Source organism: Promicromonospora iranensis (assembly GCF_028994775.1).
GTDB classification, from domain to species: Bacteria; Actinomycetota; Actinomycetes; order Actinomycetales; family Cellulomonadaceae; genus Promicromonospora; species Promicromonospora iranensis_A.
Genome location: NZ_JAJQMN010000016.1, coordinates 68229 through 91258, shown reverse-complemented (window position 1 = coordinate 91258; position 23030 = coordinate 68229). Strand labels below are relative to the sequence as shown.

At 71.2% G+C, this 23030-nt stretch carries 16 protein-coding genes; 9 read left to right on the top strand and 7 right to left on the bottom strand.

Annotated elements, in window-relative coordinates; translation table 11 throughout:
* Nucleotides 1-113: 113 nt before the first annotated feature.
* From LUU90_RS23490 to LUU90_RS23455, 8 genes are all read left to right on the top strand, one after another.
* Nucleotides 114-1769, top strand: coding sequence for a peptide ABC transporter substrate-binding protein (locus LUU90_RS23490; RefSeq protein ID WP_275006383.1), 1656 nt, complete (start codon nucleotides 114-116; stop codon nucleotides 1767-1769).
* A gap of 82 nt (nucleotides 1770-1851) precedes the next feature.
* A complete protein-coding gene (locus LUU90_RS23485) occupies nucleotides 1852-2856 on the top strand; it encodes an ABC transporter permease (protein WP_274996972.1) in 1005 nt (334 codons plus the stop codon).
* The gene (locus LUU90_RS23480; RefSeq protein ID WP_275006382.1) at nucleotides 2849-3781 is read left to right on the top strand and encodes an ABC transporter permease; all 933 of its coding nucleotides are present in this window, start codon (nucleotides 2849-2851) and stop codon (nucleotides 3779-3781) included. The genes LUU90_RS23485 and LUU90_RS23480 overlap by 8 nt, the downstream gene beginning before the upstream one ends.
* Nucleotides 3778-4935: an ABC transporter ATP-binding protein gene (locus tag LUU90_RS23475; protein WP_275006381.1), complete on the top strand. Its 1158-nt coding sequence runs from the start codon at nucleotides 3778-3780 to the stop codon at nucleotides 4933-4935. The genes LUU90_RS23480 and LUU90_RS23475 overlap by 4 nt, the downstream gene beginning before the upstream one ends.
* On the top strand, nucleotides 4928-6154 hold the full coding sequence (locus LUU90_RS23470) for an ABC transporter ATP-binding protein (protein ID WP_275006380.1): 1227 nt from the start codon (nucleotides 4928-4930) through the stop codon (nucleotides 6152-6154). Before LUU90_RS23475 ends, LUU90_RS23470 begins: the two co-directional genes overlap by 8 nt.
* Entirely contained in the window at nucleotides 6151-6891 is a 741-nt protein-coding gene (locus LUU90_RS23465; RefSeq protein WP_275006379.1) for a type 1 glutamine amidotransferase, read from the top strand. Before LUU90_RS23470 ends, LUU90_RS23465 begins: the two co-directional genes overlap by 4 nt.
* A 71-nt stretch (nucleotides 6892-6962) precedes the next feature.
* On the top strand, nucleotides 6963-7751 hold the full coding sequence (locus LUU90_RS23460) for a serine hydrolase (protein ID WP_275006378.1): 789 nt from the start codon (nucleotides 6963-6965) through the stop codon (nucleotides 7749-7751).
* Between the two features lie 220 nt (nucleotides 7752-7971).
* Nucleotides 7972-9609: an AMP-binding protein gene (locus LUU90_RS23455; RefSeq protein ID WP_275006377.1), complete on the top strand. Its 1638-nt coding sequence runs from the start codon at nucleotides 7972-7974 to the stop codon at nucleotides 9607-9609.
* Between the two features lie 91 nt (nucleotides 9610-9700).
* On the opposite strand, the gene LUU90_RS23450 is transcribed toward LUU90_RS23455, so the two are convergent.
* Complete coding sequence (locus LUU90_RS23450; protein ID WP_425596293.1) at nucleotides 9701-10960, bottom strand: kynureninase; 1260 nt, start codon at nucleotides 10958-10960, stop codon at nucleotides 9701-9703.
* 350 nt (nucleotides 10961-11310) lie between these two features.
* On the opposite strand from LUU90_RS23450, the gene LUU90_RS23445 reads away from it, so the two are divergent.
* Nucleotides 11311-14556, top strand: coding sequence for a discoidin domain-containing protein (locus LUU90_RS23445; protein WP_275006376.1), 3246 nt, complete (start codon nucleotides 11311-11313; stop codon nucleotides 14554-14556).
* Nucleotides 14557-14704: 148 nt separating this feature from the next.
* Here LUU90_RS23445 and LUU90_RS23440 read toward each other — a convergent pair whose 3' ends face one another.
* From LUU90_RS23440 to mfd, 6 genes are all read right to left on the bottom strand, one after another.
* A complete protein-coding gene (locus LUU90_RS23440) occupies nucleotides 14705-15544 on the bottom strand; it encodes an amidohydrolase family protein (protein ID WP_275006375.1) in 840 nt (279 codons plus the stop codon).
* A 4-nt stretch (nucleotides 15545-15548) separates the two neighbouring features.
* Nucleotides 15549-16409, bottom strand: coding sequence for a tryptophan 2,3-dioxygenase (gene kynA, locus LUU90_RS23435; RefSeq protein ID WP_275006374.1), 861 nt, complete (start codon nucleotides 16407-16409; stop codon nucleotides 15549-15551).
* A gap of 16 nt (nucleotides 16410-16425) precedes the next feature.
* Entirely contained in the window at nucleotides 16426-17679 is a 1254-nt protein-coding gene (locus LUU90_RS23430; RefSeq protein ID WP_275006373.1) for a type II toxin-antitoxin system HipA family toxin, read from the bottom strand.
* Nucleotides 17680-17693: 14 nt separating this feature from the next.
* Nucleotides 17694-17996, bottom strand: coding sequence for a helix-turn-helix transcriptional regulator (locus LUU90_RS23425; RefSeq protein ID WP_275006372.1), 303 nt, complete (start codon nucleotides 17994-17996; stop codon nucleotides 17694-17696).
* 169 nt (nucleotides 17997-18165) lie between these two features.
* Nucleotides 18166-19080, bottom strand: coding sequence for an ABC transporter substrate-binding protein (locus tag LUU90_RS23420; protein WP_275006371.1), 915 nt, complete (start codon nucleotides 19078-19080; stop codon nucleotides 18166-18168).
* 120 nt (nucleotides 19081-19200) lie between these two features.
* Entirely contained in the window at nucleotides 19201-22800 is a 3600-nt protein-coding gene (mfd, locus tag LUU90_RS23415; protein ID WP_275006370.1) for a transcription-repair coupling factor, read from the bottom strand.
* Between the last annotated feature and the right edge of the window lie 230 nt (nucleotides 22801-23030).

The window sequence follows — 23030 nt, the reverse complement described above, 5'->3', positions numbered from 1 at the left end:
TGACGAATCGTTACAGATGGTTTACACGAGTTTCCACGCAACGGGCCTCCCGTGGCGATATGGTCCAAACCTCCCCAACCTCTGATCGGGGAGACGAACTGGGGAGGCAAGCAATGACGCATGCACGAGCAGGACGAAGGGCGCCGCTCGCCACGGTTGCCGCGTGCGCCGCCGTGGCGCTGGCGCTCGCAGGATGCACCCCGAGCCAGACCGCGGACGACGACGCCGAGGGCCCGGTCACGCTCGAGACCTGGATCAGCCAGGACATGGAGACACTGTTCCCCGGCGACGCCGGCGCGTACGACAACATCAGCGTTCTCGACGTGGTCTACGACGGCCTGGTGCGGTACGACCCGGAGACCACGGAGCCGTACAACTACGTGGCCGAGTCGATCGAGCCGAACGACGACAACACGGTCTGGACCATCAAGATCAAGCCGGACCTGACGTTCCAGAACGGGGAGCCCGTCGACGCCGAGGCGTTCGCCCGCGCCTGGAACTACACCGCCGACGGTGACAACGGTCTGTACTCCGGTTACTTCTTCAGCATCATCCAGGGCTACGACGAGATGCAGCCGGAGACGGACGACGACGGCGAGATCGTCAAGGAGGGCGCGGCTGACGAGCTGTCCGGACTGAACGTCGTCGACCCCCTGACGCTCGAGGTCACGCTGAACTCTCCGTTCGCCGGCTTCGCGACGATGCTCGGCTACACCGGCTTCTTCCCCGTCGCGCAGGAGTGCCTGGACGACGTCGAGAAGTGCGCCCTCGAACCCATCGGTAACGGCCCGTTCCGGGTCACCGAGTGGTCGCAGGGTCAGGAGCTCACCGCGGAGAGGTGGGCGGACTACCCGCTCGACGAGACCCCTGAGTACGACACGATCCACTGGACCGAGTACGCGACGGGCGAGACCGCGGGGTGGGCCGACTTCAAGACCGGCGACCTCGACCTCTCGTTCCCGCCGACCGCAGAGGTCGAGGCGGCCAAGAACGACCCCGAGCTCGCCGAACGCTACATCGAGCGCCCCGGGGCCGCCCTGACGTACCTCGGATTCTCCGGTTACACCGAGGGCCCGTGGAACGACAAGGAGTTCCGCAAGGCCATCTCGATGGCGATCGACCGCGAGGGCATCATCGGCTCCCTGGGCAGCGGCCAGGCCACCCCTGCCGACTCCTGGGTGGTCCCTGGTGGCGTGCCCGGTGGCGAGGCGGGCACCTGCGAGTGGTGCGTCTTCGACCCGGAGGCCGCCAAGGCGGCGCTGGAGAAGGCGGGCGGCTGGCCCGAGGGCGAGAAGCTGCAGATCAGCCTGGGCGACGACGAGGCGGAGGTGGAGTACTTCACCGCGATCGGCAACTCGATCGAGGAGGTGCTCGGCATCCCGTACGAGCTCAACATCGACCCTGACTACTTCACCACCCGTGCGGAGCAGGGCTACGACGGCATGTTCCGGAACAACTGGTTCCCGGACTACCCGCTGAACGAGAACTACCTCAGCTTCTACGCCTCGGGCGAGCCCGGAGCGGGGCACTGGGGCTGGTACAGCGAGGAGTTCGAGGACAAGCTGGACGAGGCAGCCAGGGCCGGGTCGCTGGACGAGTCCGTCGCCCTCTACCAGGAGGCGGAGGCCATCCTGGCCGAGGAGTTCCCGACCATCCCGTTCCGCTGGAGCTTCAGCGCCACGTACTACAGCGAGCGGCTCGACAACGTGATCCTGAACCCCTTCTCGGGTGCGCCGATCCTGCGTGAGATCGAGGTCTCGGCAAGCTGACCACCCGCACGTGATCACCGCGAGGTAGTGCCACCGACGCACCACGGCACTACCTCGCGGTCATGGACGACCGAAGGAATCCATGGGCCGCTACATCTTCAGGCGTGTGCTGCAGGCCGTCGGCACGCTGCTGCTCGTGATGCTCCTGCTCCACCTGCTCACGACAGTCGCCATCCAGCTCAACGGCAACCCGGCGCAGGCGTTCTTCGGGGACAAGGTGGCGTCGCCGGCGCAGATCGCCGTCGTCGAGCAGCGTTTCAACCTCGACGACCCCTGCTTCGACCAGGTGGGCAACCCGTGCCTCGGCCCGTTCGTCGAACGCCTCGGCCAGTACGCCCAGGGCGACTTCGGCACCAACCTGCGCGGGCGTGAGGTCTCGGACATCGTCGCGACCGCGGCACCGAACACGCTCCGCCTGTTCTGCGTGGTCCTGGTCACCTGGCTGGCGCTCGGCATGGTGCTCGGCTCCGTCGCCGCCCGCTGGCGCGGCTCTCCGGGAGACCACGGCATCCGCCTCACGTCGGTGCTCATCGACGCCTTCCCCGTCTTCGTGCTGCTGATCGTCTACCGCTACGTGGTCGCAGTCCCCCTCAGCAGATGGGCCGAGGAGACGTTCGGCGAGGACAGCTGGCCGCCGTACTGGTTCAAGCCGTCGTTCGACCCGGAGCATCCGTGGGCCACGGTGCTCGTGCCGGGCATCCTGCTGGGCCTGGCCGGTTCGGCGGCGTTCATCCGCCTGGTCCGCGCGGGCCAGCTCGAGTCCTACCAGGGCGACCACGTGCGTACGGCGCGGTCGAAGGGCCTGGGCGAGCGGCACGTCGTCGTGCACCACGTGGTGCGCAACTCCTCGGTTCCCGTGGTGACCGCCGTCGGCCTGACCTTCACGGAGGCCCTGGGTGGCGCCGTGATCACCGAGGGCCTGATGAACATCTACGGGATGGGCGGCGTCCTGTGGGGCGCCGTGCGCGACGACGACGTCGGGCTCGTGCTCGGCATCGTCACCCTGCTGGCCGCCGTGACCGTCGTGGTGATGATCGTCGTCGACATCGCCTACGCCCTGCTCGACCCGAGGATCCGCTATGAGTGACGCCGCCACCCCCACTCCTACGGTGCCGCGGGGATCGGGTGCGTCGTCGAGCCCGGTGGCCGACGCCTGGCGCACGCTCCGGCGCAGGCCTGACACGATCGCTGCGGCGGCCGTCCTCGTCTTCTTCGCGGTGATGGCGGCCTTCCCCCGGCTGTTCACGGACACCAGCCCGCGGAGCTGCCCCATCCGGGAGGCTCGGACGGCGCCCCAGGGCTGGGGCGGTGAGCACCCGCTGGGCACCGATGCGCTCGGCTGCGACGTGCTGGCCACGATGGTGCACGGCGTCCGCCCGTCGCTGCTGCTCGCGATCGTCGTGGTCGGCGTCTCGCTGGTCATCGGCGTCACGCTCGGCCTGCTCGCCGGGTACTACCTCGGCTGGGTGGACTATCTGGTGTCCCGCACCGTCGAGGTGTTCCTCGTGATCCCGCTGCTGCTGGCGGCGCTGCTGGTGCTGTCCCTGTTCAAGGGTGTCGACCTGGGTGCCGGGACGTTCGACGTCATCCTGCTGCCCGCGGTCGTGCTCATCCTGTTCGGCTGGATGCCGTACGCCCGCTACGTCCGGGCCGCCACGCTGGAGGCCAAGAACCTCGACTACGTGACGGCCGCGCGGTCCCTCGGTGCCTCCGACCTGCGCATCATGGGCCGGCACGTGCTGCCGAACGCGATAGGCACGGTCACGGCGCTGCTGCCCACCTCGGTAGCCGGCGTGATCAGTGCGGAGGCGGTGCTGTCGTTCCTCGGTATCGGGGTGCGCCCCCCGGCGACGAGCTGGGGCATCCAGATCGAGCAGGGCTCGCAGTGGGTGCTCGGCGGCTCGCCGCACGTGTTGCTCGCACCCCTGATCTGCCTGGTCGCCACCGTGCTCGCCCTCGTCGTGCTCGGTGACGCCCTGCGTGACGCCCTCGACCCGAGGCTGAGCTCATGAGCCGCACGCGGAGCGCGGCGGAGGAGAAGACCGTGAACAAGGACGAGAGTTGCGCGCCTCCTCCGCTGCTGGAGGTGACCGACCTCAGCGTCGAGTTCCGTACCCCGGCCGGCCAGGTGCGTGCCGTGGACGGGCTGTCCTACCGGGTGGAGGCAGGCCGCACCCTCGCCATCGTCGGCGAGTCCGGCTCGGGCAAGTCGGTCTCGTCGCTGGCCGTGCTGGGCCTGCTGCCGGACACGGCCACCGTGACGGCAGGCACCGCGCGCCTCGACGGCGTGGACCTCCTCGCGCTGAGCCGCAAGGAGCACAGGGCGCGCTGTGGCGACCAGGTGGCGATGGTGTTCCAGGACGCGCTGGCCGCGCTCAACCCCGTGCACACGGTGGGCTACCAGCTCACGGAGGCGCTGCGCGCACGGCGGGGGATGTCCCGCGCGGACGCCCGCAAGCGGGCCGTCGAGCTGCTCGATCTGGTCAAGGTGCCGAACGCCAAGGCACGGGTCAAGGAGTACCCGCACGAGTTCTCCGGCGGCATGCGGCAGCGCGTCATGATCGCCTCCGCCCTGTCCTTGGACCCGGCGGTGCTCATCGCGGACGAGCCCACGACCGCCCTCGACGTCACCGTCCAGGCGCAGGTGCTGCGGCTGCTCGCCGAGATCCAGGCGGAGCGGCAGATGGGCCTGGTGCTGATCACCCACGATCTCGGCGTCGTGGCCGGCGTCGCGGACGACGTCACGGTCATGTACGCGGGCCGCGCCGTCGAGCAGGCACCCGTGGTTCCTGCCTACACCGCGCCGGCCCACCCGTACACCCGGGCGCTCCTGCGCTCGATCCCGTCCGCCTCCGGAACGGGACGGCTCTCCGTGATCCCCGGGCGCCCGCCGAGTCTTGCGGCGAGGCCGTCGGGCTGCCCGTTCCACCCGCGCTGCGACGCCGCCCGCGACGTGTGCCGCACCGAGGTACCGCCGGCCGCCGTCCCGGCCAAGGGCCGGATGTCGGCCTGCCACTTCGCGTCCGACATCATGGCGGGCCAGGAGCCGGCACCGGACGGCGCCGACGAGCACAGCACGGGTCGCACCACGGCCGCCGGGAACGCGGCCGCCACGGCGTTCGACCGTGGGGACGACCGCGGAGACTCTGGAGGGGACCATGGCTGAGCCCGTGCTCGAGGTGCGTGACCTCGTCAAGCACTACCCCGTGCGCAACGGCCTGCTGCGCCGTTCGGTCAGCGCGGTCAAGGCGGTCGACGGTGTCTCGCTCACCCTGGACCGGGGCCGCACCCTCGGGCTGGTGGGCGAGTCCGGTTCGGGCAAGTCGACGCTCGCGCGCGTGCTGGTCGGCGTCGAGACGCCGACCAGCGGCCAGGTGCTCGTGGACGGCGAGGACGTCTCCCGCCTGTCCCGGGCCGGGCGCAAGCAGCTGCGCCGGGACGTGCAGATGGTGTTCCAGGACCCGTACACCTCGCTGAACCCGAGGATGTCGGTGAACGAGATCGTGGGCGAGCCGTTCGCCATCCACGGCATCGACCCGGCCGGCGGACGGCGGGCCGCGGTGAGCGAGCTGCTGGAGCTCGTCGGCCTGGACCCGGATCACGCGAACCGATACCCCCACCAGTTCTCGGGCGGGCAGCGGCAGCGTGTCGGGATCGCCCGCGCACTCGCGCTGCGGCCGAAGATCCTGGTGTGCGACGAGCCCGTGTCCGCGCTCGACGTGTCGGTGCAGGGGCAGGTCATCAACCTCCTGGAGGACCTCCAGGCGGAGCTCGGCCTGTCGTACCTGTTCGTGGCGCACGACCTGGGCGTGGTGCGGCACATCGCCCACGACGTCGCGGTGATGTACCTGGGGCGGATCGTGGAGCAGGGAGCCGAGGCCGAGGTGTACGACGCGGCACAGCACCCGTACACCCAGGCACTGTTGTCGGCCGTGCCCGTGCCCGACCCGTCGGTCCGCCTGGTCACGTCGAGCCGCCCGGTGGAGCCCACGCCGGTGGCCGGGCCTGTCGAGACCCGGGTCCCGACAAGCTCGACCGGCAGCGTCGGTGCGATCGGCAGCGTCGGTCCGACCGGCAGCGTCGGTGCGATCGTCCTGGAGGGTGACCCACCCTCCCCGGTCGACCCGCCGTCCGGCTGCCCGTTCCACACGCGCTGCTGGCTCGCGCCGACACTGCCCGAGGCACGCACGGACGCGGCCCCGGCGCAGCCGCCTGCCGGCCGGCCCGACCTGGGTCTGCGGCTGGTCCCGACGATGTGCGAGACGGACGTGCCCGCGCTGGTCCCCCGCTCCGCGGACACCTCTCCTGGTGCCGCCTCGGACGTTTCCCACGTGGTGGCCTGTCACTTCGCGCGAGAGCTGGTGGACCCTAGGGTCGAGGTATGACGCGTGTCCTGGTTGTCCTGAACTCGCCCACCAGCCTGATGGGCCGGCTCGAACAGTGGCTGCCCGAGGCCGGCCTCGAGCCCGTCCTCGTTCCCGGCGCCGAGCTCCCCGAGAGTCTCGACGGGTTCGGGGGCCTGGTCCTGCTGGGCGGCGGCTTCATGCCGGACGACGACGTGCACCACCCGTTCCTGGCGCGCGAGCGGCGGCTGACCGTCGAGGCGCTGGACGCCGGGATGCCGCTGCTCGGCCTGTGCCTCGGCGGCCAGCTGCTCGCGCACGTCGCGGGCGGCGGCGTGACGGCACGGTCCGGCGAGACGGAGCGCGGCATGTGCCCGCTCACGGTGCTGCCCGCCGCCGCCGACGACCCCGTCTTCGGTGTGCTACCGGGGGTCCCGGACGAGCCGCTGTGGATGATCGAGAACCATGAGGACTCGGTGACCACCCTGCCGCCGTCGGCGACGCTGCTGGTCTCGAGCGGCGAGTGCCCGATCCAGGCGTTCCGCGTGGGCGATCGCGCCTGGGGCCTGCAGTTCCACCCCGAGGCGCGGCCGGAGCGGGTGGCGACGTGGGACGAGGCGGCGCTCTCCGAGCAGGGCATCGACCGGGAGGCGCTGGCCGCGGCCGCGATGGTCCATGCAACCGAGAATGAGGCGCAGTCGCGCGCGCTGGTCCACGCGTGGGCCGACGTCGTCCGCGAGGCCGCGAAGGAGGACGGGACGAAGCAGGACCGGGGCTAGGTAGGACCGGAGATCAGCAGGACCCGGGCGTCGTACGGCCAGGGCGAGGATCGACGAGAGGACGGACCGAGATGGTGTCCACAGGGACGCACAGCGACGGGGTACCCGTGGTGGCCTACCGGATAGCCCGGGCGTCGGGCGAGGTGCTGGCGGCGCGCCAGGACTACCTGGACTTCTACGCGGCCTCGACGGTGAAGCTCGCGGTGCTGGTGGCCGCGGCCCGCGAGCTCGACGCCGGGACGGCGAGCCTCGACGAGACCTGCACCGCCACCCGCACCTTCACGTCGCAGGTGCCCGGCGCGGGCGAGTACACGATCGAACCCGACGACGTCGACGGCGGCCTCCCGCTGGACGGCACGCCGATGCCGCTGGGCGACGTCGTCGAACGCATGATCGTGGTGTCCTCCAACGAGGCCACGAACATGGTCGCCGATCGCGTGGGCCTGCCCGCGGTGAACAAGGTCCTGGCCGACGCCGGCGCCATCGACTCGGTGTTCGGCCGCAAGTACTCCGACCTGGCCGCGGAGCAGGCGGGAGCCTCGCACCGGACGACGGCGGCCGACCTGTGCCTCCTGATGTCCGCCCTGGTCACCGGCAGGCTGGCGAGCCCAGAGCGGACCATCTGGATGTGCGAGATGCTCGGCCGCCAGACCGACCGCCTGCTCACGGCCGCCGTGCCGCACGGGACCCCGTTCGGCTCCAAGTCCGGCTGGGTCGACGGCATCCGGCACGACGTCGCGTTCGTGGGTGAGCCCGGCCCGGACACACTGGTCATCTCCGTGTGCACCCGCGGTTACGACGAGCAGGCCGCGGAGGAGACCCTCAAGTCCCTGGGCTCCCTGGCGCTCTCCCTGACCTGACCGCGTCGCCGTCACCTTCGAGGTCTAAGTTTCTCCGTTCTGAACCGATTCAGAACGGAGATACTTGGACCTCGTAGTGGTGTGGCGGCCGCTCCATGGCCGACGGCGGCGCCTCGCCCGGCCCCTCGCCCGACTCTCGCCCCGCCCCGCGCCGGGGTTGATCCGCGTGCCCGTTTCCTATTGAATGCGAGTGCAATAGCGGCGAGCCAAAGGGGGCGACGTGGTGACCACCGGAGCGACAGGGACACGACCCGACGGCCTGGCGCAGGTCGACCGCCGGGAGAACCTGATCAACCAGGGCTTCCATCTCGTCCGGTCGGGCGTCCTCGCCCCCGGCCTGCGCGTGCACCGGGACGTCGGCGCGATCTGGCAGCTGATCACCTGGGGGCCGTCGATCGCGGGCGGGTACCGCGCCAGTGCCGTCCGCGCCCCGCACCAGACCGGGGTCGTCGACGACCGGCGCACCCTGACCTTCCGCGAGCTCGACGACCGCACCAACCGGCTGGCCAACGCCCTCCGGGACCAGGGCGTCGGCGTCGGCACCCCGGTCGGCCTGATGTGTCGCAACCACGGCGGCCTGATCGAGGCGATGGTGGCGCTGGCGAAGGTCGGCGCGACGACGTTGCTGTTCAACTCCGGCCTGTCCCCCGCGCAGGTCTCGGCCGTCGTCGCCGAACAGGGTCCGGCCCTCTTCCTCGCCGACCAGGAGTTCCTGGACAAGGAGCCCGACCTGCCCACAAGCCTGCGCATCCTGAGCACCTGGTCGGACGACGGCGCTCCCGGCCTCGCGGAGCTCATCACCGCGGGCGACCCCGCCAAGGTTCCCGTACCCGAGCGGCCCGGCCGGACGGTCGTCATGACGTCCGGCACCACCAGCACGCCCAAGGGTGCCCGCCGCCCGCAGCCCCACGGGCTGAGCGAGGCGGCGTCGCTGCTGTCGGTCATCCCGCTGCGGACCGGCGACCGCATGATGATCACCACGCCCATCTTCCACACCTGGGGTCTCGCGGCCCTGCAGCTGGGCATGGCGCTGCACGCCGAGCTGGTCCTGCAGCGCCGGTTCGACCCGGAGCAGGTGCTCCGGGTCATCGCGGAACGCCGGGTGACCGCGCTGATCGCGGTGCCGGTCATGCTGCAGCGCCTCCTCGACCTGCCGGCCGAGGTGAAGGCCCGGTACGACACGTCCTCGCTGCGCGTCGTCGCCTACTCCGGCTCGGCCATGCCGCCCGACCGGGTCACCCAGTTCCTCGACGAGTTCGGCCCGGTCCTGTACGGGCTGTACGGCTCGACGGAGGCCTCGTGGGCCTCGATCTCCACCCCCGAGGACCTGGCCGCCGAGCCCACGACCGCGGGCCGCCCGCCCCTGGGCACCCGCATCGCCATCCTGGACGACGACGGCCGCCCGGTCCCCCGCGGCGACGTCGGCCAGATCTGCGTCGGCAACGGCATGCTGTTCGAGGGGTACACCAACGGCGCGGGCAAGCCGATGTTCGGCGACCTGATGGCCACCGGTGACCGCGGCCGGATCGACGCAGAGGGCCGGCTCTACGTGGTCGGCCGGGCCGACGACATGATCGTCTCCGGGGGCGAGAACGTCTTCCCCCGACCCGTGGAGGACGCGATCGCCGCCCTGCCGGAGGTCGCGGACGTCGCCGTGTTCGGCGTGCCCGACGACGAGTTCGGCAACCGGTTCGCCGCGTACGTGGTGCTGCACGACGGCGCGACGCTCACCGCCGACGCCCTGCTCGACCGACTACGGGACCGGCTCCCGCGGTTCTCGCTGCCGCGCGACGTCCATTTCCTGGAGTCGCTGCCCCGCAACCCGACGGGCAAGGTCGTCCGCCGAAACCTCCCCTGACCACCCCCGCTCGTTTCAGTGCTGGGTATTTGTGCGGTCAGAACGTTTCGACCCCACAAATATCCAGCACTCAACGGGGTGAGGTGGTTCGTCAGCCCACGAGGTCTCGGATCAGCCAGAGGCCGTTCGCGACCTCCGTGAAGCTCGTGCTCAGCGGGGACAAGCCGACGCGCAGGCCCTGCGGTGGCCGGAAGTCCGGCACCACTCCGCGCTCCCAGGCGGCCGCGACCACGCGCTTGAAGTCCGGGTGGTCGAGCATGATGTGGCTCCCCCGGCGCTGGGGGTCACGCGGCGAGGACACGCGCACGCCGGCCAGGTACTCGTCGGCGATCTCCGTCGCGAACCCGGTCAGCGCCAACGACTTCTCGCGCACCGCGGGCATGCCGGCCTCCTCGATGAGCGCGAGCATGTCGCGCATCGGCAGCATCCCGATCACCGGCGGCGTACCGCTGATGAGCTGGCGGATCCCCGCGGCGGGCTCGTACTCGGCGCCCATCGCGAACGGGTCGGCGGCCCCCATCCAGCCCTGGACCGGCTGACGCACCTCGTCCTGCAGGCCGGCGGCCAGATAGGCGAAGGCCGGCGAACCGGGCCCACCGTTCAGGTACTTGTAGGTGCAGCCGACGGCGATGTCCACGCCGTCGGCGTCCAGGTCGAGCGGGACGGAGCCCGCCGAGTGGCACAGGTCCCACAGGACGAGCGCGCCGGCGTCGTGCACGATCCGCGTGATCGCCGGAAGGTCCGCGACGTACCCGGACTTGTAGGCGACGTGGCTGAGCAGGACCAGGGCGGTGTCCTGCCCGACGGCGGCCGCGACGTCCTCCGGTGTCACGCCGGACTCGGCGTCGGGCGTGATCCAGCGGAGCTCCAGGCCGCGCTCGGCGGCGATGCCCTGCAGCACGAACCGGTCGGTGGGGAAGTTCTCCGTGTCGGCGACGATCACCCGGCGGCCCGGCCGGGCGTCGACCGCGGCGCGGGCCAGCTTGTAGAGCAGCACCGTCGTGGAGTCGGCGACGACCGTCTGCCCCGGGGCCGCGCCGAGGACCACTCGGCCCAGCGTGTCGCCGAGCTCGGTCGGCGCGTCCATCCAGCCCTCGTCCCAGGACCGGATCAGGCGTGCGGCCCACGGCCCGTCCACGAAGGACGCCAACCGCTCGCGCGTGGCGGCCAGCGGCCGGCCGAGCGAGTTCCCGTCCAGGTAGGCGACGAGGCCGTCACTCGGGGCGAAGCGGTCGCGGTAGCCGGCCAGCGGATCGGCAGCGTCGAGCGCGGTGGCTCGGTCGCGCAGGGCGTCGGGCAGGTTCACCGACAGGTTCTCGGGCAGGGGTACGGGTGTGGCGGGGTCGGTCACGAGTGCTCCAGGTCGTTCGGCTTCGTGCCGAGCGTACGTCCCGGACGGGCCCGACCGAACCGGTCCACGCCATGCGGCCCTTGACGCCCCAACCGTGCCGTCAGTACTGTCCGAGACGTCACAGCGCAAGAAGTCGACAACTTACTGCACATTTATCAACAGAGTCGCGGCAAGTACCGAAGATCTATCCAGTGACGACACCCGTCAACGACGACGGGAGATCGGGGACGACGATGTTCCGCAACGCCACGCCACGCCATGTACCGGGCCGGGGACCCAGACCGGGACGAGCTCCCGCTCTCCTGTCGGCGCTGACGACGGCCGCCCTCACGGCGGCAACCCTTGTGCCGGTGACCGCCGCCGCCGCACCGAACGTCCTCTCCACAGGCGCGCCCGCGGCAGCCAGCAGCAACAACGCGCCCTACCTCGCCGACAACCTGACCGACGGCAACCCGGCCACCTACTGGGAGTCGACCAACGGCAACTTCCCGCAGTGGGCCCAGGTGGACCTGGGCAGCGGCGCGACGGTCGACGAGGTGGTCCTCCGGCTGCCCACCACGTGGGAGGCCCGGACCCAGACCCTGTCCGTCCAGGCCGGCACCGACGGCTCCAGCTTCACGACCCTTGCCGCGAGCGCCCAGCGGCGGTTCGATCCGGCGTCGGGCAACACGGTGACCATCGACGTCCCGGACACGAAGGCGCGCTACCTGCGGGTCGCCGTCTCCGCGAACAGCGGTTGGCCGGCGGGCCAGCTGTCCGAGCTCGAGGTCCGGGGCACGCGGACGGCTCCCGACCCGGACGAGCCGGTGGAGGGCACCGATCTCGCGGCGGGCCGCGGTATCCAGGCGTCGTCGACGCAGTGGACGTACGTCGCCACGAACGCCAACGACGGCGACACCGCCACGTACTGGGAGGGTGCGGGCGGACAGTACCCGAGCACGCTCGCGGTGACGCTGGCGTCCCCGGCCGAGCTGAGCGCCGTCGTGGTGAAGCTGCCGCCGGCCGCGGCGTGGGGGCCGCGGACCCAGACCTTCGAGGTGCAGGGCCGCGCGGGTTCCGGGGACGACTGGGCCACGCTGGCGCCGTCGGCGGGCCATGCCTTCAACCCGGCGACGGGTAACACCGTGACCGTTCCCGTCAGCGGGACCGCGCGCGAGGTGCGGCTCCGGTTCACCGGGAACACGGGCTCGGGCAACGGGCAGGTGGCCGAGCTGCAGGTGTTCGGCGCTCCCGCGGCCAACCCGAACCTGACGGTCACCGGTATCACTGCTGACCCGGCGTCGCCCACGGAGTCGGACGACGTCACCCTGTCCGCCGTCGTGAGGAACATCGGGTCGAAGGCCTCGGCCGCGACGGACGTCTCGTTCACCGTCGACGGAGACCCGGTGGCGACCGGTCGGGTGGGTGCGCTCGACCCGGGCGCCGAGGCGACGGTCACCGCGGACATCGGCTCGCAGGAGGCGGGCTCCTACAGGATCGGCGCCACCGCCGACCCGTCGGGGGCGGTCGCGGAGCAGTCCGAGACGGACAACGCGTTCGTGCGCCCCGACCCGCTGGTGGTGACCGAGATCGCCAGCTCGGACCTGGTCCCGACGGTGTCGTGGACGCCGACCACCCCGGCTGCGGGCGAGACGGTGAAGTTCTCGGCCCGGATCGCGAACCGGGGCACGCTCGCCACCAGCTCCGGCGCGCACGGCCTCACGCTCACGGTGAGGAACGACCGGGGTGCGGTGGTCCGCACCCTGACGGGCTCCGTCTCGGGCGCCATCGCGGCGGGCGGCACAAGCCAGAGCGTGGACCTCGGCTCCTGGACCGCCGCCGACGGCTCCTACGACGTCACGGTCACGGCGGCGGCCGACCCGACGGAGGACGCGGCCAAGCGCGCGAACAACGAGGTCACGCAGTCGTTGTTCATCGGCCGCGGTGCGGACATGCCGTTCGACACCTATGAGGCCGAGGACGGCGTCTCGGGTGGCGGCGCGGTCGCCGTCGGACCGAACCGTGTGGTCGGTGACCTGGCCGGCGAGGCGTCCGGGCGGCGGGCGGTCACCCTGGACAGGACGGGCGCCTACGTCGAGTGGACGACGCGGGCGACCGCCAACTCCCTCGTGGTGCGGTTCTCCATGCCGGACGCCGCGGGCGGTGGCGGCACCAACGCCACGCTGGCCGTCTACGTCGACGGTCAGTTCCTCAAGAACATCGACCTGACCTCGCGCTACGCGTGGTTGTACGGCCCCGAGGCGAGCCCGGGCAACCAGCCGGGTCAGGGTGCGCCCCGGCACATCTACGACGAGGCGAACGCCCTGCTGGGTACCACCGTCGAGGCGGGGTCGACCATCCGGCTGCAGAAGACCGCGAGCAACACGAGCCGGTACACCGTCGACTTCGTCGACCTGGAGCAGGCGACCCCGCAGGCCAACCCGGACCCGGCCCGGTACGTGGAGCCCGCCGGATTCTCCCACCAGGACGTCCAGGCCGCGCTCGACCGGTTCCGGATGGACACGACGGGCAAGCTGGCCGGGGTGTACCTCCCCGCCGGCGACTACCAGACGGCCAACAAGTTCCAGGTCTACGGCAAGGCGGTCGACATCGTGGGCGCCGGGCCGTGGTTCACGCGGTTCCACGCACCGGCCTCGCAGGAGAACACGGACATCGGGTTCCGGGCCGAGGGCACGGCGAACGGCTCGACGTTCCGCGACTTCGCGTACTTCGGCAACTACACCTCGCGGATCGATGGTCCGGGCAAGGTGTTCGACTTCGCCAACATCTCCGACATGACCATCGACAACATCTGGGTCGAGCACATGATCTGCATGTTCTGGGCGGCCAACATGGACGACTCGGAGATCAAGGACTCCCGGATCCGCAACACGTTCGCCGACGCCCTCAACATGACCAACGGCAGCGCGAACAACCACGTGCACAACAACCAGGCACGCGGCACCGGGGACGACTCGTTCGCGCTGTTCGCCGCCACCGACGCCGGTGGCAGCGGCCAGCGGGGCAACGTGTTCGAGAACCTGACGTCGACGAACACCTGGCGGGCCGCCGGTCTCGCCGTCTACGGCGGGCAGGACAACACGTTCCGCAACATCTACATCGCGGACACGCTCGTCTACTCCGGCGTGACCATCAGCTCGCTGGACTTCGGGTACCCGATGGAGGGGTTCGGCCCGGCGCCGACCACCTTCGAGGGCATCTCGGTCGTGCGTTCCGGCGGGCACTTCTGGGGTGACCAGGTGTTCCCGGCGGTGTGGATGTTCTCGGCCTCGAAGGCGTTCACCGCCATCCGGGTCAACGACCTCGACATCGTGGACCCGACGTACTCCGGGATCATGTTCCAGACCCAGTACCTCGGCGGCCGGCCGGTGAACCCGATCCAGGACACCGTCTTCACCGACGTGTCGATCACCGGTGCCCAGCGCAGCGGCGACCAGTACGACGACCGGTCCGGGTACGGCATCTGGGCCAACCCGATGCCGGAGGCGGGGCAGGGTCCGGCCGTCGGCTCGGTGACGTTCAACAACCTCACCCTGGAGAACAACTACCGCGACATCGAGAACACGACCTCGACGTTCACGATCAACCGCAACTGACACGCACCACCGTTGGTCGGCCAGCTTCGGTCGGCCACCGGTCGAGCTTGTCGAGACCCCGCCACCACCGCGCGGGTGGAAGAGGTCTCGACAAGCTCGACCGACGGGCGTGCCGGCGTCTCGGGTGGTCGTCGTCAGACGGGCGTCATCAGAGGCGGCGAGAGGCGCGGAGCCAGGCGGTCAGCTCGGCCGCCGTCCGCGGCTCCGGGCCGGGTCCCGTCAGCGCCGGGGCGTCCGCCGGGCCCAGCACCGCGCGCAGCAACGCCTCGCCGCTCAGACCCACCTCGCCCAGCAGCTCGATCTCGCGCTCGTTCACCCCGACCGGCGTCGGGCCGTTGCCCATGTCCGTGCCGTAGACGAGCGTGCCGCCCGCCGCGACGAACCGCCGCGCGTTGTCGAGCGCCGGCTCCGGACCGGCCGGCTGCCCCGGCCGGTCGTGGATCGCGAGCGTGGAGATCCAGGTCATGTGGGCGGCCCGGGCGATCAGCTGCGGCGACAGCGGCTCCGTCCAGGGCACGTGCACCAGGGTGTCCGCCCCTGCGTCGACCGCACGCCCGGCCTGGCCCGCCCCCTCGGCGTGCACGACCACGGGCAGTCCCGCTGCGTGCGCCTCGGTGACCAGCGCCCCCAGGACGTCGTCGGGCAGCAGGGCCATGCCCGCGTGCAGGGCGACCTTGACCGCGAAGCCGCCGGCGGCGGCGACGTCAGCTACCGCCTCGGCCGCGGCCCGCCGCGAGGCGATGTGCCGCACCGCGGCGTCCGGCGCCCACGAGCGACCGCTCGGGTACCCGCCGGGCGCGGTGTGGAACGGCCCGACGTACCGCACCCGGACACCCGACGGCGGCGTGGCCGCCCAGTCGGTCGTCTCACGCGGGTCCCAGCCGAGGTCGTGCACCTCGGCGACCGGGCCGTCGGCCAGGAGCGCCCGGTCGACCAGCCCCAGGTGTACGTGGCGGTCGACGACGCCCGGGAGCGTCACGTCCGGCACGCCGTCAGGCACCGAGCGGGCCGTCGATCTCGGTGCGCACCGAGATGAGCTCGGGGAAGAACGTCAGGTCCAGCGCACGCTTCAGGAAACCGACGCCGCTCGAGCCGCCCGTACCGGTCTTGAAGCCGATGGTGCGCTGCACGGTGCGGAGGTGGCGGAAGCGCCACAGCTGGAACGCGTCCTCGATGTCGACCAGGTCCTCGCAGGCCTCGTACAGCTCCCAGTTGCCGTGCGGGTCCTCGTAGATCGTCTTGAAGACGGCGACCAGCTCCGGGTGCTCGGCCCAGGCCTGGGTGACGTCGCGGTCCAGGATCTCGGCCGGCACGGGATGCCCGCGCCGGGCCAGCAGGCGCAGGAACGCGTCGTACACGGTGGGCTCCGCCAGGAGCTGGGCCAGCTGCGCGTGCACCCCGGGCTTGTCGCGGAACACCTGGAGCATCCCGGCGTTCTTGTTGCCCAGCAGGAACTCCACGGCTCGGTACTGGTGCGACTGGAAGCCGGAGGACTGCCCCAGCGACCCCCGGAACTCCGCGTACTCGCTGGGTGTGAGCGTCGCCAGCACCGACCACTGCTCGGTGATGGTGCGCTGGATGTGCTTCACCCGGGCCAGCCCCTTGAGCGCCCGGGACAGGTCGTCGGTGTCGAGGAACCCGCGCACGGCACGCAGCTCGTGCACCACGAGCTTGAGCCACAGCTCGGTGGTCTGGTGCTGGATGATGAACAACAGCTCGTCGTGGTGCGGCGGGTCGCTCATCGGGTGCTGTGCCGAGAGGAGCTCGTCGAGCCCCAGGTAGGAGCCGTAGTCCATCTCGTCGCGGAAGTCCGTGCGGATGGAGGCCTCGATGGGCCGGGTGTTACCAGTCACCTCTGGAGCGTAACCCTCAGGCCGCTCGGGCCTCGTCGTGGTTGGGGTTCTCGAACGCCTCCGCCATCAGCGCGATCTCCTCGGGCGGGAGCGACATGTCGTGGGCGACACGCGACCAGCCCGACGTCGCCGCCGCGACCTCGGCGAGCACCCGGCGGGCATTGTCCTGCCGGAGACCGTAGGAGTCCGCGGTGACCAGCAGCTCCCGCACGTCCCGGTCGATACGGCTCCCGCCGGGGAGCAGCGGCGTCGACTCGGCGACCGCGAACGGGTTGGGGTTCACGTCGAACAGCGGAGAGAGCGACCAGCCGTCCGCACGGCGCAGGAAGCCGTGGTTCTTCATGTGGTCGTCCACGTTGCGCACGAGCAGCGTGAACGCGACGCGGCGGAACAGGTCGTGCCCGTCCGTGGCCGGCCGGCCCGAGTGGTCCGCCAGCGTCTCCGCGAGCGTCCGATAGTCGATGACCTCGAAGAACGCCTTCTGCGTGAGGCTGTCGGCGGACAGGAAGCCGATGCGTCCGCCGTCCGGCCGCCGGTCGAAGCGGCGCGTCAGCAGGATGGACCGTGCGGGGCCGATGCGGTGCAGGCGCGCCACGGGCACCTCGATGCCCGCGTCCGACGCCAGCCGCAGCGTCAGGTACTCCCAGGCCTGCACGTCCCACCGGTCGCCGCTCTCGGGCAGCTTGGCCATCCACAGGTCGCCGGCGCTGTCCTTCACCGTCACCTTCGGCCGCGCCCCGCCCATCGAGGTTCCGGCCGCGACCAGGAGCCGTACGTCGTGGTCGGTCTCCCGGTGCTGCGCGACGGCGTCCGCGGCGGCCGTCAGCGACGGCAGGTCCACGAGGTCCGGGACCTCCGCCCGCGGCGGTCCCATGAAGGTCCTGCCCTCGTCGAGCGAGAACCGCAGCGCCCCCAGACGGGTCTCGTCCTGCACCCCGAGCAGGAAGTCCACCTCGGTGAGGGTCATGAAGCCACGGCCCTCCGCGCGAGCGGCACGCCGCTCCGCGTTGAACAGCAGGGTGCGCCCCCACTGGTCGGGCTGGCAGTCCGCGAGGACACCGAACAGGGGCCGGTCGCTGCCGGAGGGGATGTTCCCCGGCGTCAGCGGCAGCTCCGGGCACAGGGCGTACGCACGGGGATCACGCAGGTAGGCGGCGTCGTAGCGGAACGTGCAGCCCACGAGGGCACCGCCCCGGTTGAGGTGCATGTCGAGGTCGCCGGCGCGGACCTGTCCCCCGCCTGGCAGCTCGACCTCGACATGTATCGACAACGCGGCTCACCTTCTCAGCTCGGCACTCTGACCCGCTGCGGCAGGGCGCGTTCCGCGTGGAACCTGCCCATCTCGGTCGTCAGCGGGTCGGTGGCGCCGACGACGGCGTCAGCCACCCCGAGCACCCGCAGTACCGCCAATGTGTTCTCCAGGCTCACCGTTCCGGTGCCCGTCTCGATCGCGCGGAGCGTGGTGCGCGTGATGCCCGCACGGTCGGCGACGAGCTGGGCCGTGAGGCCGTGGATCTTGCGCCAGGCACGGACGTGGTCGCCGAGTGAGGCGAGGTCGCGCCGGGTCCGGAGGGAAGTTCTGGCCATGGCTGCTCCTTTCGGTTACCAGGCTAACCGACGGGCCACGTAATGGTCACTAGGGTGACCACTATCTTGCAGACCGGATCGACGGTCGGCCCGACGGCGGGTCCTGGCACAGCAGAACGGGCCGCCCCACGGTGTGGGACGGCCCGTCGGCATGACGTTCAGCGGTGCGTCACGGCTGCTGGTTGTTGACCGTGGCCGTCGTCAGAGCGCCCGCCGAGAGGTCGTGCTTCTCGAGGATCTGGGCGTACGTGCCGTCGTCGATGATGCTCTGCAGCGCCGCCTGGTACGCGCGGACCAGCTCGACGTCGCCCTTGAGGAACCGGAAGCCGAGCGGCGTCGGGTTGATGATCTCGGTGTTCCCGACCTCGAAGACGTCTCCGGAGCCGATCTGCTTCGCGTTGTAAGCACCCGTGGACCACTGCGTGAGCTCGGCGTCCGCCTTGCCCGCCTGGACCTGCGCGAGCGCGTCGGCGTCGGTCTCGAACTCGACGATCTTGACCGGCTTCGCCTGGCACTTTCCCGCGTTGAGCCCGGTGAGCGCCTCCGCCTGCGTGGTCTCGACGAGCACGGCCACCGTGCGGCCGCACAGGTCGGTGAGCTTGGTGATCCCCTCGGGGTTGCCGGCCGGGACCATGATGGCGTCGCTGTCGTTGTAGTAGTCGACGAAGTCGGAGTCGACCTGGCGCTCGGGGGTGTCCGACATGGCCGCGGCGACGATGTCGACGTTGCTCGCGTACAGCTCCTCGATGAGGTCGTCCCACGGCATGTCGTGGAACGTGTACTTCAGGCCCAGCCGGTCCGAGGCGGCGTCGAACAGGTCGATCTCGAACCCGACGATGCGCCCGGCCTCGTTCGTGTACTGGAAGGGCGGGTAGCCCGACTCCGTACCGACCGTGATGCGCGTGGACTCGGCCAGCAGCTCGCCGGGCAGCAGCGCGCGCAGCTGCGGATCCACCTCGACCGTCTGCTCAGCGGCTTCCGCCGGCTGGTCCGAGCTGGTCGAGCAGCCGGTCATCAGCGCCCCGAGCGCGGTGGTGACCGCGATAGAGCCAATGACCGCAAGCGCGCGGTGTCCGAGTGCCATGCGGGGTCCTCCACACAAAAAAGACATGATGAGCGAGTTACGCGGGTGGAGCCTATACGTTCCTGGCGGGTTGCTGTGAATCTGAGTTTCACCTATGCCCACGGGCCACGACACCGGGGCTCAAGCGCTGGTGCCGACCTTAGCCGCAGCACCCACGTCCGCCAGAATCACCGCATCGATGAGGCCTCGCGCCCACTCCAGCACCTCGGTACCCCGCAGCGGCCGGCCGCCGAGCCGCGCGGTGGTCGGGAACGGGACGAGGATCGCCCGGATGCCGGGCTTGAGCACCGTCCCGGGGTAGAGCCGCTTGAGCCGCAGCTGCGCCGACTCGGGCAGGTTCACCGGCGCGAACCGGACGAACTTGCCCTGTGCGGTGATGTCCGTGAGCCCCGCCTGGCGGGCGTGGTTGCGGAAGCTCGCGACGTCGAACAGGGCGCCCGCGACGTCGGGCAGCGCGCCGTAGCGGTCGGTGAGCTCGGCACGCACCTCGTCCAGGGCCACGGCGTCGTGCGCCGTGGCGATCTTCTTGTACGCCTCCAGCCGCAGCCGTTCCGTGGCGATGTACGACTCGGGCAGGTGGGCGTCGACGGGCAGCTCGATGGTGACCTCGGGCGCCTCTTCCTCCGCGTCGCCGCGGAAGGCGGAGACCGCCTCACCCACCATGCGCACGTAGAGATCGAACCCGACGCCGGCGATGTGGCCGGACTGCTCACCGCCGAGCAGGTTGCCCGCCCCGCGGATCTCGAGGTCCTTCATGGCGATCTGCATGCCCGCGCCCAGGTCGGTGTGGGCTGCCATGGTGGCGAGCCGGTCGTGCGCCGTCTCGGTGAGCGGCTTCTCCGGCGGGTAGAGGAAGTACGCGTAGGCGCGCTCGCGCCCGCGGCCCACCCGCCCGCGAAGCTGGTGCAGCTGGGACAGGCCCAGCATGTCGGAACGCTCCAGGATCAGGGTGTTGGCGTTGGAGATGTCCAGCCCGGTCTCGATGATCGTGGTGCACACCAGGACGTCGAGCTCCTTCTCCCAGAAGGCGCGGATGACCTGGTCGAGCTGGTGCTCGCTCATCTTGCCGTGGGCGACGCCGATCCGGGCCTCGGGCACGAGCTCGTTCAGCCGTGAGGCGGTGCGCTGGATGGTCTCGACCTTGTTGTGCACGTAGAAGACCTGCCCCTCGCGGAGCAGCTCGCGGCGCAGGGCCGCGGCGATCTGCTTCTCCTCGAACGCGCCCACGTACGTGAGCACGGGGTGGCGCTCCTCCGGCGGCGTGGCCAGCGTGGACATCTCGCGGATGCCGGTCACCGCCATCTCGAGCGTGCGGGGGATCGGGGTCGCGGACATGGCCAGCACGTCCACGTTGGTGCGCAGCTGCTTGAGCGTCTCCTTGTGCTCGACGCCGAAGCGCTGCTCCTCGTCGATGACCACCAGGCCCAGGTCCTTGAACTGGACGGAACCGGTGATGAGGCGGTGGGTGCCGATGACGACGTCGACGCTGCCGTCCTTGAGACCGGCGAGCGTCTCCTCCGACTCCTTGGCCGACTGGAACCGGCTCAGCGCCCGCACGTTGACGGGGAACCCGGTGTACCGCTCGGAGAACGTCTCGAAGTGCTGCTGCACCAGGAGCGTCGTGGGCACCAGGATGGCGACCTGCTTGCCGTCCTGCACCGCCTTGAACGCCGCCCGGATCGCGATCTCCGTCTTGCCGTACCCGACGTCGCCGCACACCAGGCGGTCCATCGGCACGGACTTCTCCATGTCGGCCTTGACCTCGTCGATCGTCGCCAGCTGGTCCGGGGTCTCGACGTAGGCGAAGGCGTCCTCCAGCTCGCGCTGCCAGGGCGTGTCCGGGCCGTAGGCGTGGCCCTGCGTCGCCATGCGCGCGCTGTACAGCCGGATCAGCTCGCTCGCGATCTCCTTGACGTGCTTGCGCGCCTTGGCCTTGGTGTTCTTCCAGTCAGCGCCACCCATCTTGGACAGCGACGGCGACTCCCCGCCGGTGTACTTGGTGACCTGGTCGAGCTGGTCGGTGGGCACGAACAGCCGGTCGCCCGGCTGGCCGCGCTTGCTGCTCGCGTACTCGATCACGAGGTACTCGCGCGTTGCGCGGTTGCCGCCCGTACCCATGGTGCGCTGCGCCATCTCGACGAACCGGCCCACCCCGTGCTGCTCGTGCACCACGAAGTCGCCGGCCTTGAGCTGGAGCGGGTCCACCACGTTGCGCCGTCGGCTGGGCATCTTGCGCATGTCGCGCGTCCCGGAGCCCGCGCGCCCGGTCAGATCCTGCTCGGAGAAGACGGCGAGCCGCAGGTCGGGCGCCACGAAGCCCTTGCCGGCACCGCCCGCGACGACGTGGACGACGCCGGGCTCCGGCTCCTCCTCGAGCGAGATCGCCAGCCGGGCCGCGGTACCCGCCTCGGACAGCTGTTCGGTCATGCGCTTGGCGGGGCCGTGCCCCTCCGTGGTCAGCACGAGACGCCAGCTCGCGACCTGCAGGCCGTGCACGTCGTCCAGGGCGCGCGCGAGGTCTCCGCGGTACGACTCGACGTCCCGGGCGCTGATGGTGAACACGTTCTCGCCCGCCACGGCGGGGTCGTCGTCACCGGCCGGTCCGAGCTCGGTGTCCTGCGTGAACGACGAGAGTGTCCACCAGCCCAGGCCGCGCCGGGCCGCTACCTCACGCACCTCGGCGAACGTCGCGAAGGACGCGGCGGACAGGTCGATCGGCGCCGCTCCGCCCGCCACCGCCCCCGTCCAGGCGGCGGCGAGGAACTCCTCGGTGGTCGCCACCAGGTCGTGGGCACGACGGCGCACGCGCTCGGGCTCGTTGACCACGAGCAGCGCGTCGTCGGGCACCAGCTCCAGGACGGAGATCATGCGGTCCACCAGCACGGGCGCCAGCGACTCCATGCCCTCGACCGCGACACCGGCGGCCAGCTTGTCGAGCATCTCGACGGCGCCGGGCAGGGTCTCGACGAGCTCCGCGGCGCGCGTCCGGACGGCGTCGTCCAGCAGGATCTCGCGGCAGGGCGGCGCCCAGAACCCGCGCTCGGCCATCTCCAGGCTGCGCTGGTCGGCCACGGCGAACCAGCGGATCTCCGTGACCTCGTCGCCCCAGAACTCGCACCGCAGCGGGTGGTCCTCCGTGGGCGGGAAGATGTCGAGGATGCCACCGCGGACCGCGTACTCGCCACGCCGCTCCACCATGTCGACGCGGGTGTAGGCGGCGGCGGTGAGCCGCTCGGCGACGTCGGTCAGGTCAGCGGTGGCACCGATGTCGAGCTGAACCGGCTCGAGCTCCCCCAGGCCCTCGACGACGGGCTGCAGCAGTGCCCGGACCGGCATCACCAGGACCCGGATCTCGCCCGCCTGCCCGTGCCCCTCCGCCGGGTGCGCCAGGCGCCGGAACACCGCAAGGCGCTTGGCCACGGTGTCCGCGCGCGGGCTGAGCCGCTCGTGCGGCAGCGTCTCCCAGGCGGGGAGCACCGCGACGTCGTCGGCACGGTCCTCCGGGAGGTACCCACGCAGGCTCGCGGCCAGGTCATCGGCCTCGCGGCCGGTCGCGGTGACCACGACGAGCGGCCGCTCCGCGGACGCCGCGACCAGCAGGGGCGGACGCACGCCGGCGGGGCCCACCACGTCGGCGAAGCCACGGGCGCGCACGTGCTCCACCGCGGCGGCGGCGCCAGGGTCGCGCAGGAGGGTGGGAAGCAGGCCGGTGAGGTTCATGGGTTCTGTCCTTCGAGGGCGCACGACGACGGGCCCATCACGAGCACGACCGGGTGCGGCCGACGGGGTGACGGGCTGATCCCAGGCTACTCCCGACCACCGACACCGCCGCCCGGCACGGTGTCGGGCGGCGGTCGGGCACGGTGTCGGGGCGCGGTGTCGGGCACGGTGTCGGGCCACGGCGTCCGGCACATGTCCGACGTGTCGTGGCCGGCGCTGCCCTCCGACGG

What these genes read in the sequence shown, in the direction of transcription:
- LUU90_RS23490 (WP_275006383.1), top strand. Translation starts at nt 114, where the DNA reads ATGACGCATGCACGAGCAGGACGAAGGGCGCCGCTCGCCACGGTTGCC.
- LUU90_RS23485 (WP_274996972.1), top strand. Translation starts at nt 1,852, where the DNA reads ATGGGCCGCTACATCTTCAGGCGTGTGCTGCAGGCCGTCGGCACGCTG.
- LUU90_RS23480 (WP_275006382.1), top strand. Translation starts at nt 2,849, where the DNA reads ATGAGTGACGCCGCCACCCCCACTCCTACGGTGCCGCGGGGATCGGGT.
- LUU90_RS23475 (WP_275006381.1), top strand. Translation starts at nt 3,778, where the DNA reads ATGAGCCGCACGCGGAGCGCGGCGGAGGAGAAGACCGTGAACAAGGAC.
- LUU90_RS23470 (WP_275006380.1), top strand. Translation starts at nt 4,928, where the DNA reads ATGGCTGAGCCCGTGCTCGAGGTGCGTGACCTCGTCAAGCACTACCCC.
- LUU90_RS23465 (WP_275006379.1), top strand. Translation starts at nt 6,151, where the DNA reads ATGACGCGTGTCCTGGTTGTCCTGAACTCGCCCACCAGCCTGATGGGC.
- LUU90_RS23460 (WP_275006378.1), top strand. Translation starts at nt 6,963, where the DNA reads ATGGTGTCCACAGGGACGCACAGCGACGGGGTACCCGTGGTGGCCTAC.
- LUU90_RS23425 (WP_275006372.1), bottom strand. Translation starts at nt 17,996, where the DNA reads ATGGCCAGAACTTCCCTCCGGACCCGGCGCGACCTCGCCTCACTCGGC.
- LUU90_RS23420 (WP_275006371.1), bottom strand. Translation starts at nt 19,080, where the DNA reads ATGGCACTCGGACACCGCGCGCTTGCGGTCATTGGCTCTATCGCGGTC.
- mfd (WP_275006370.1), bottom strand. Translation starts at nt 22,800, where the DNA reads ATGAACCTCACCGGCCTGCTTCCCACCCTCCTGCGCGACCCTGGCGCC.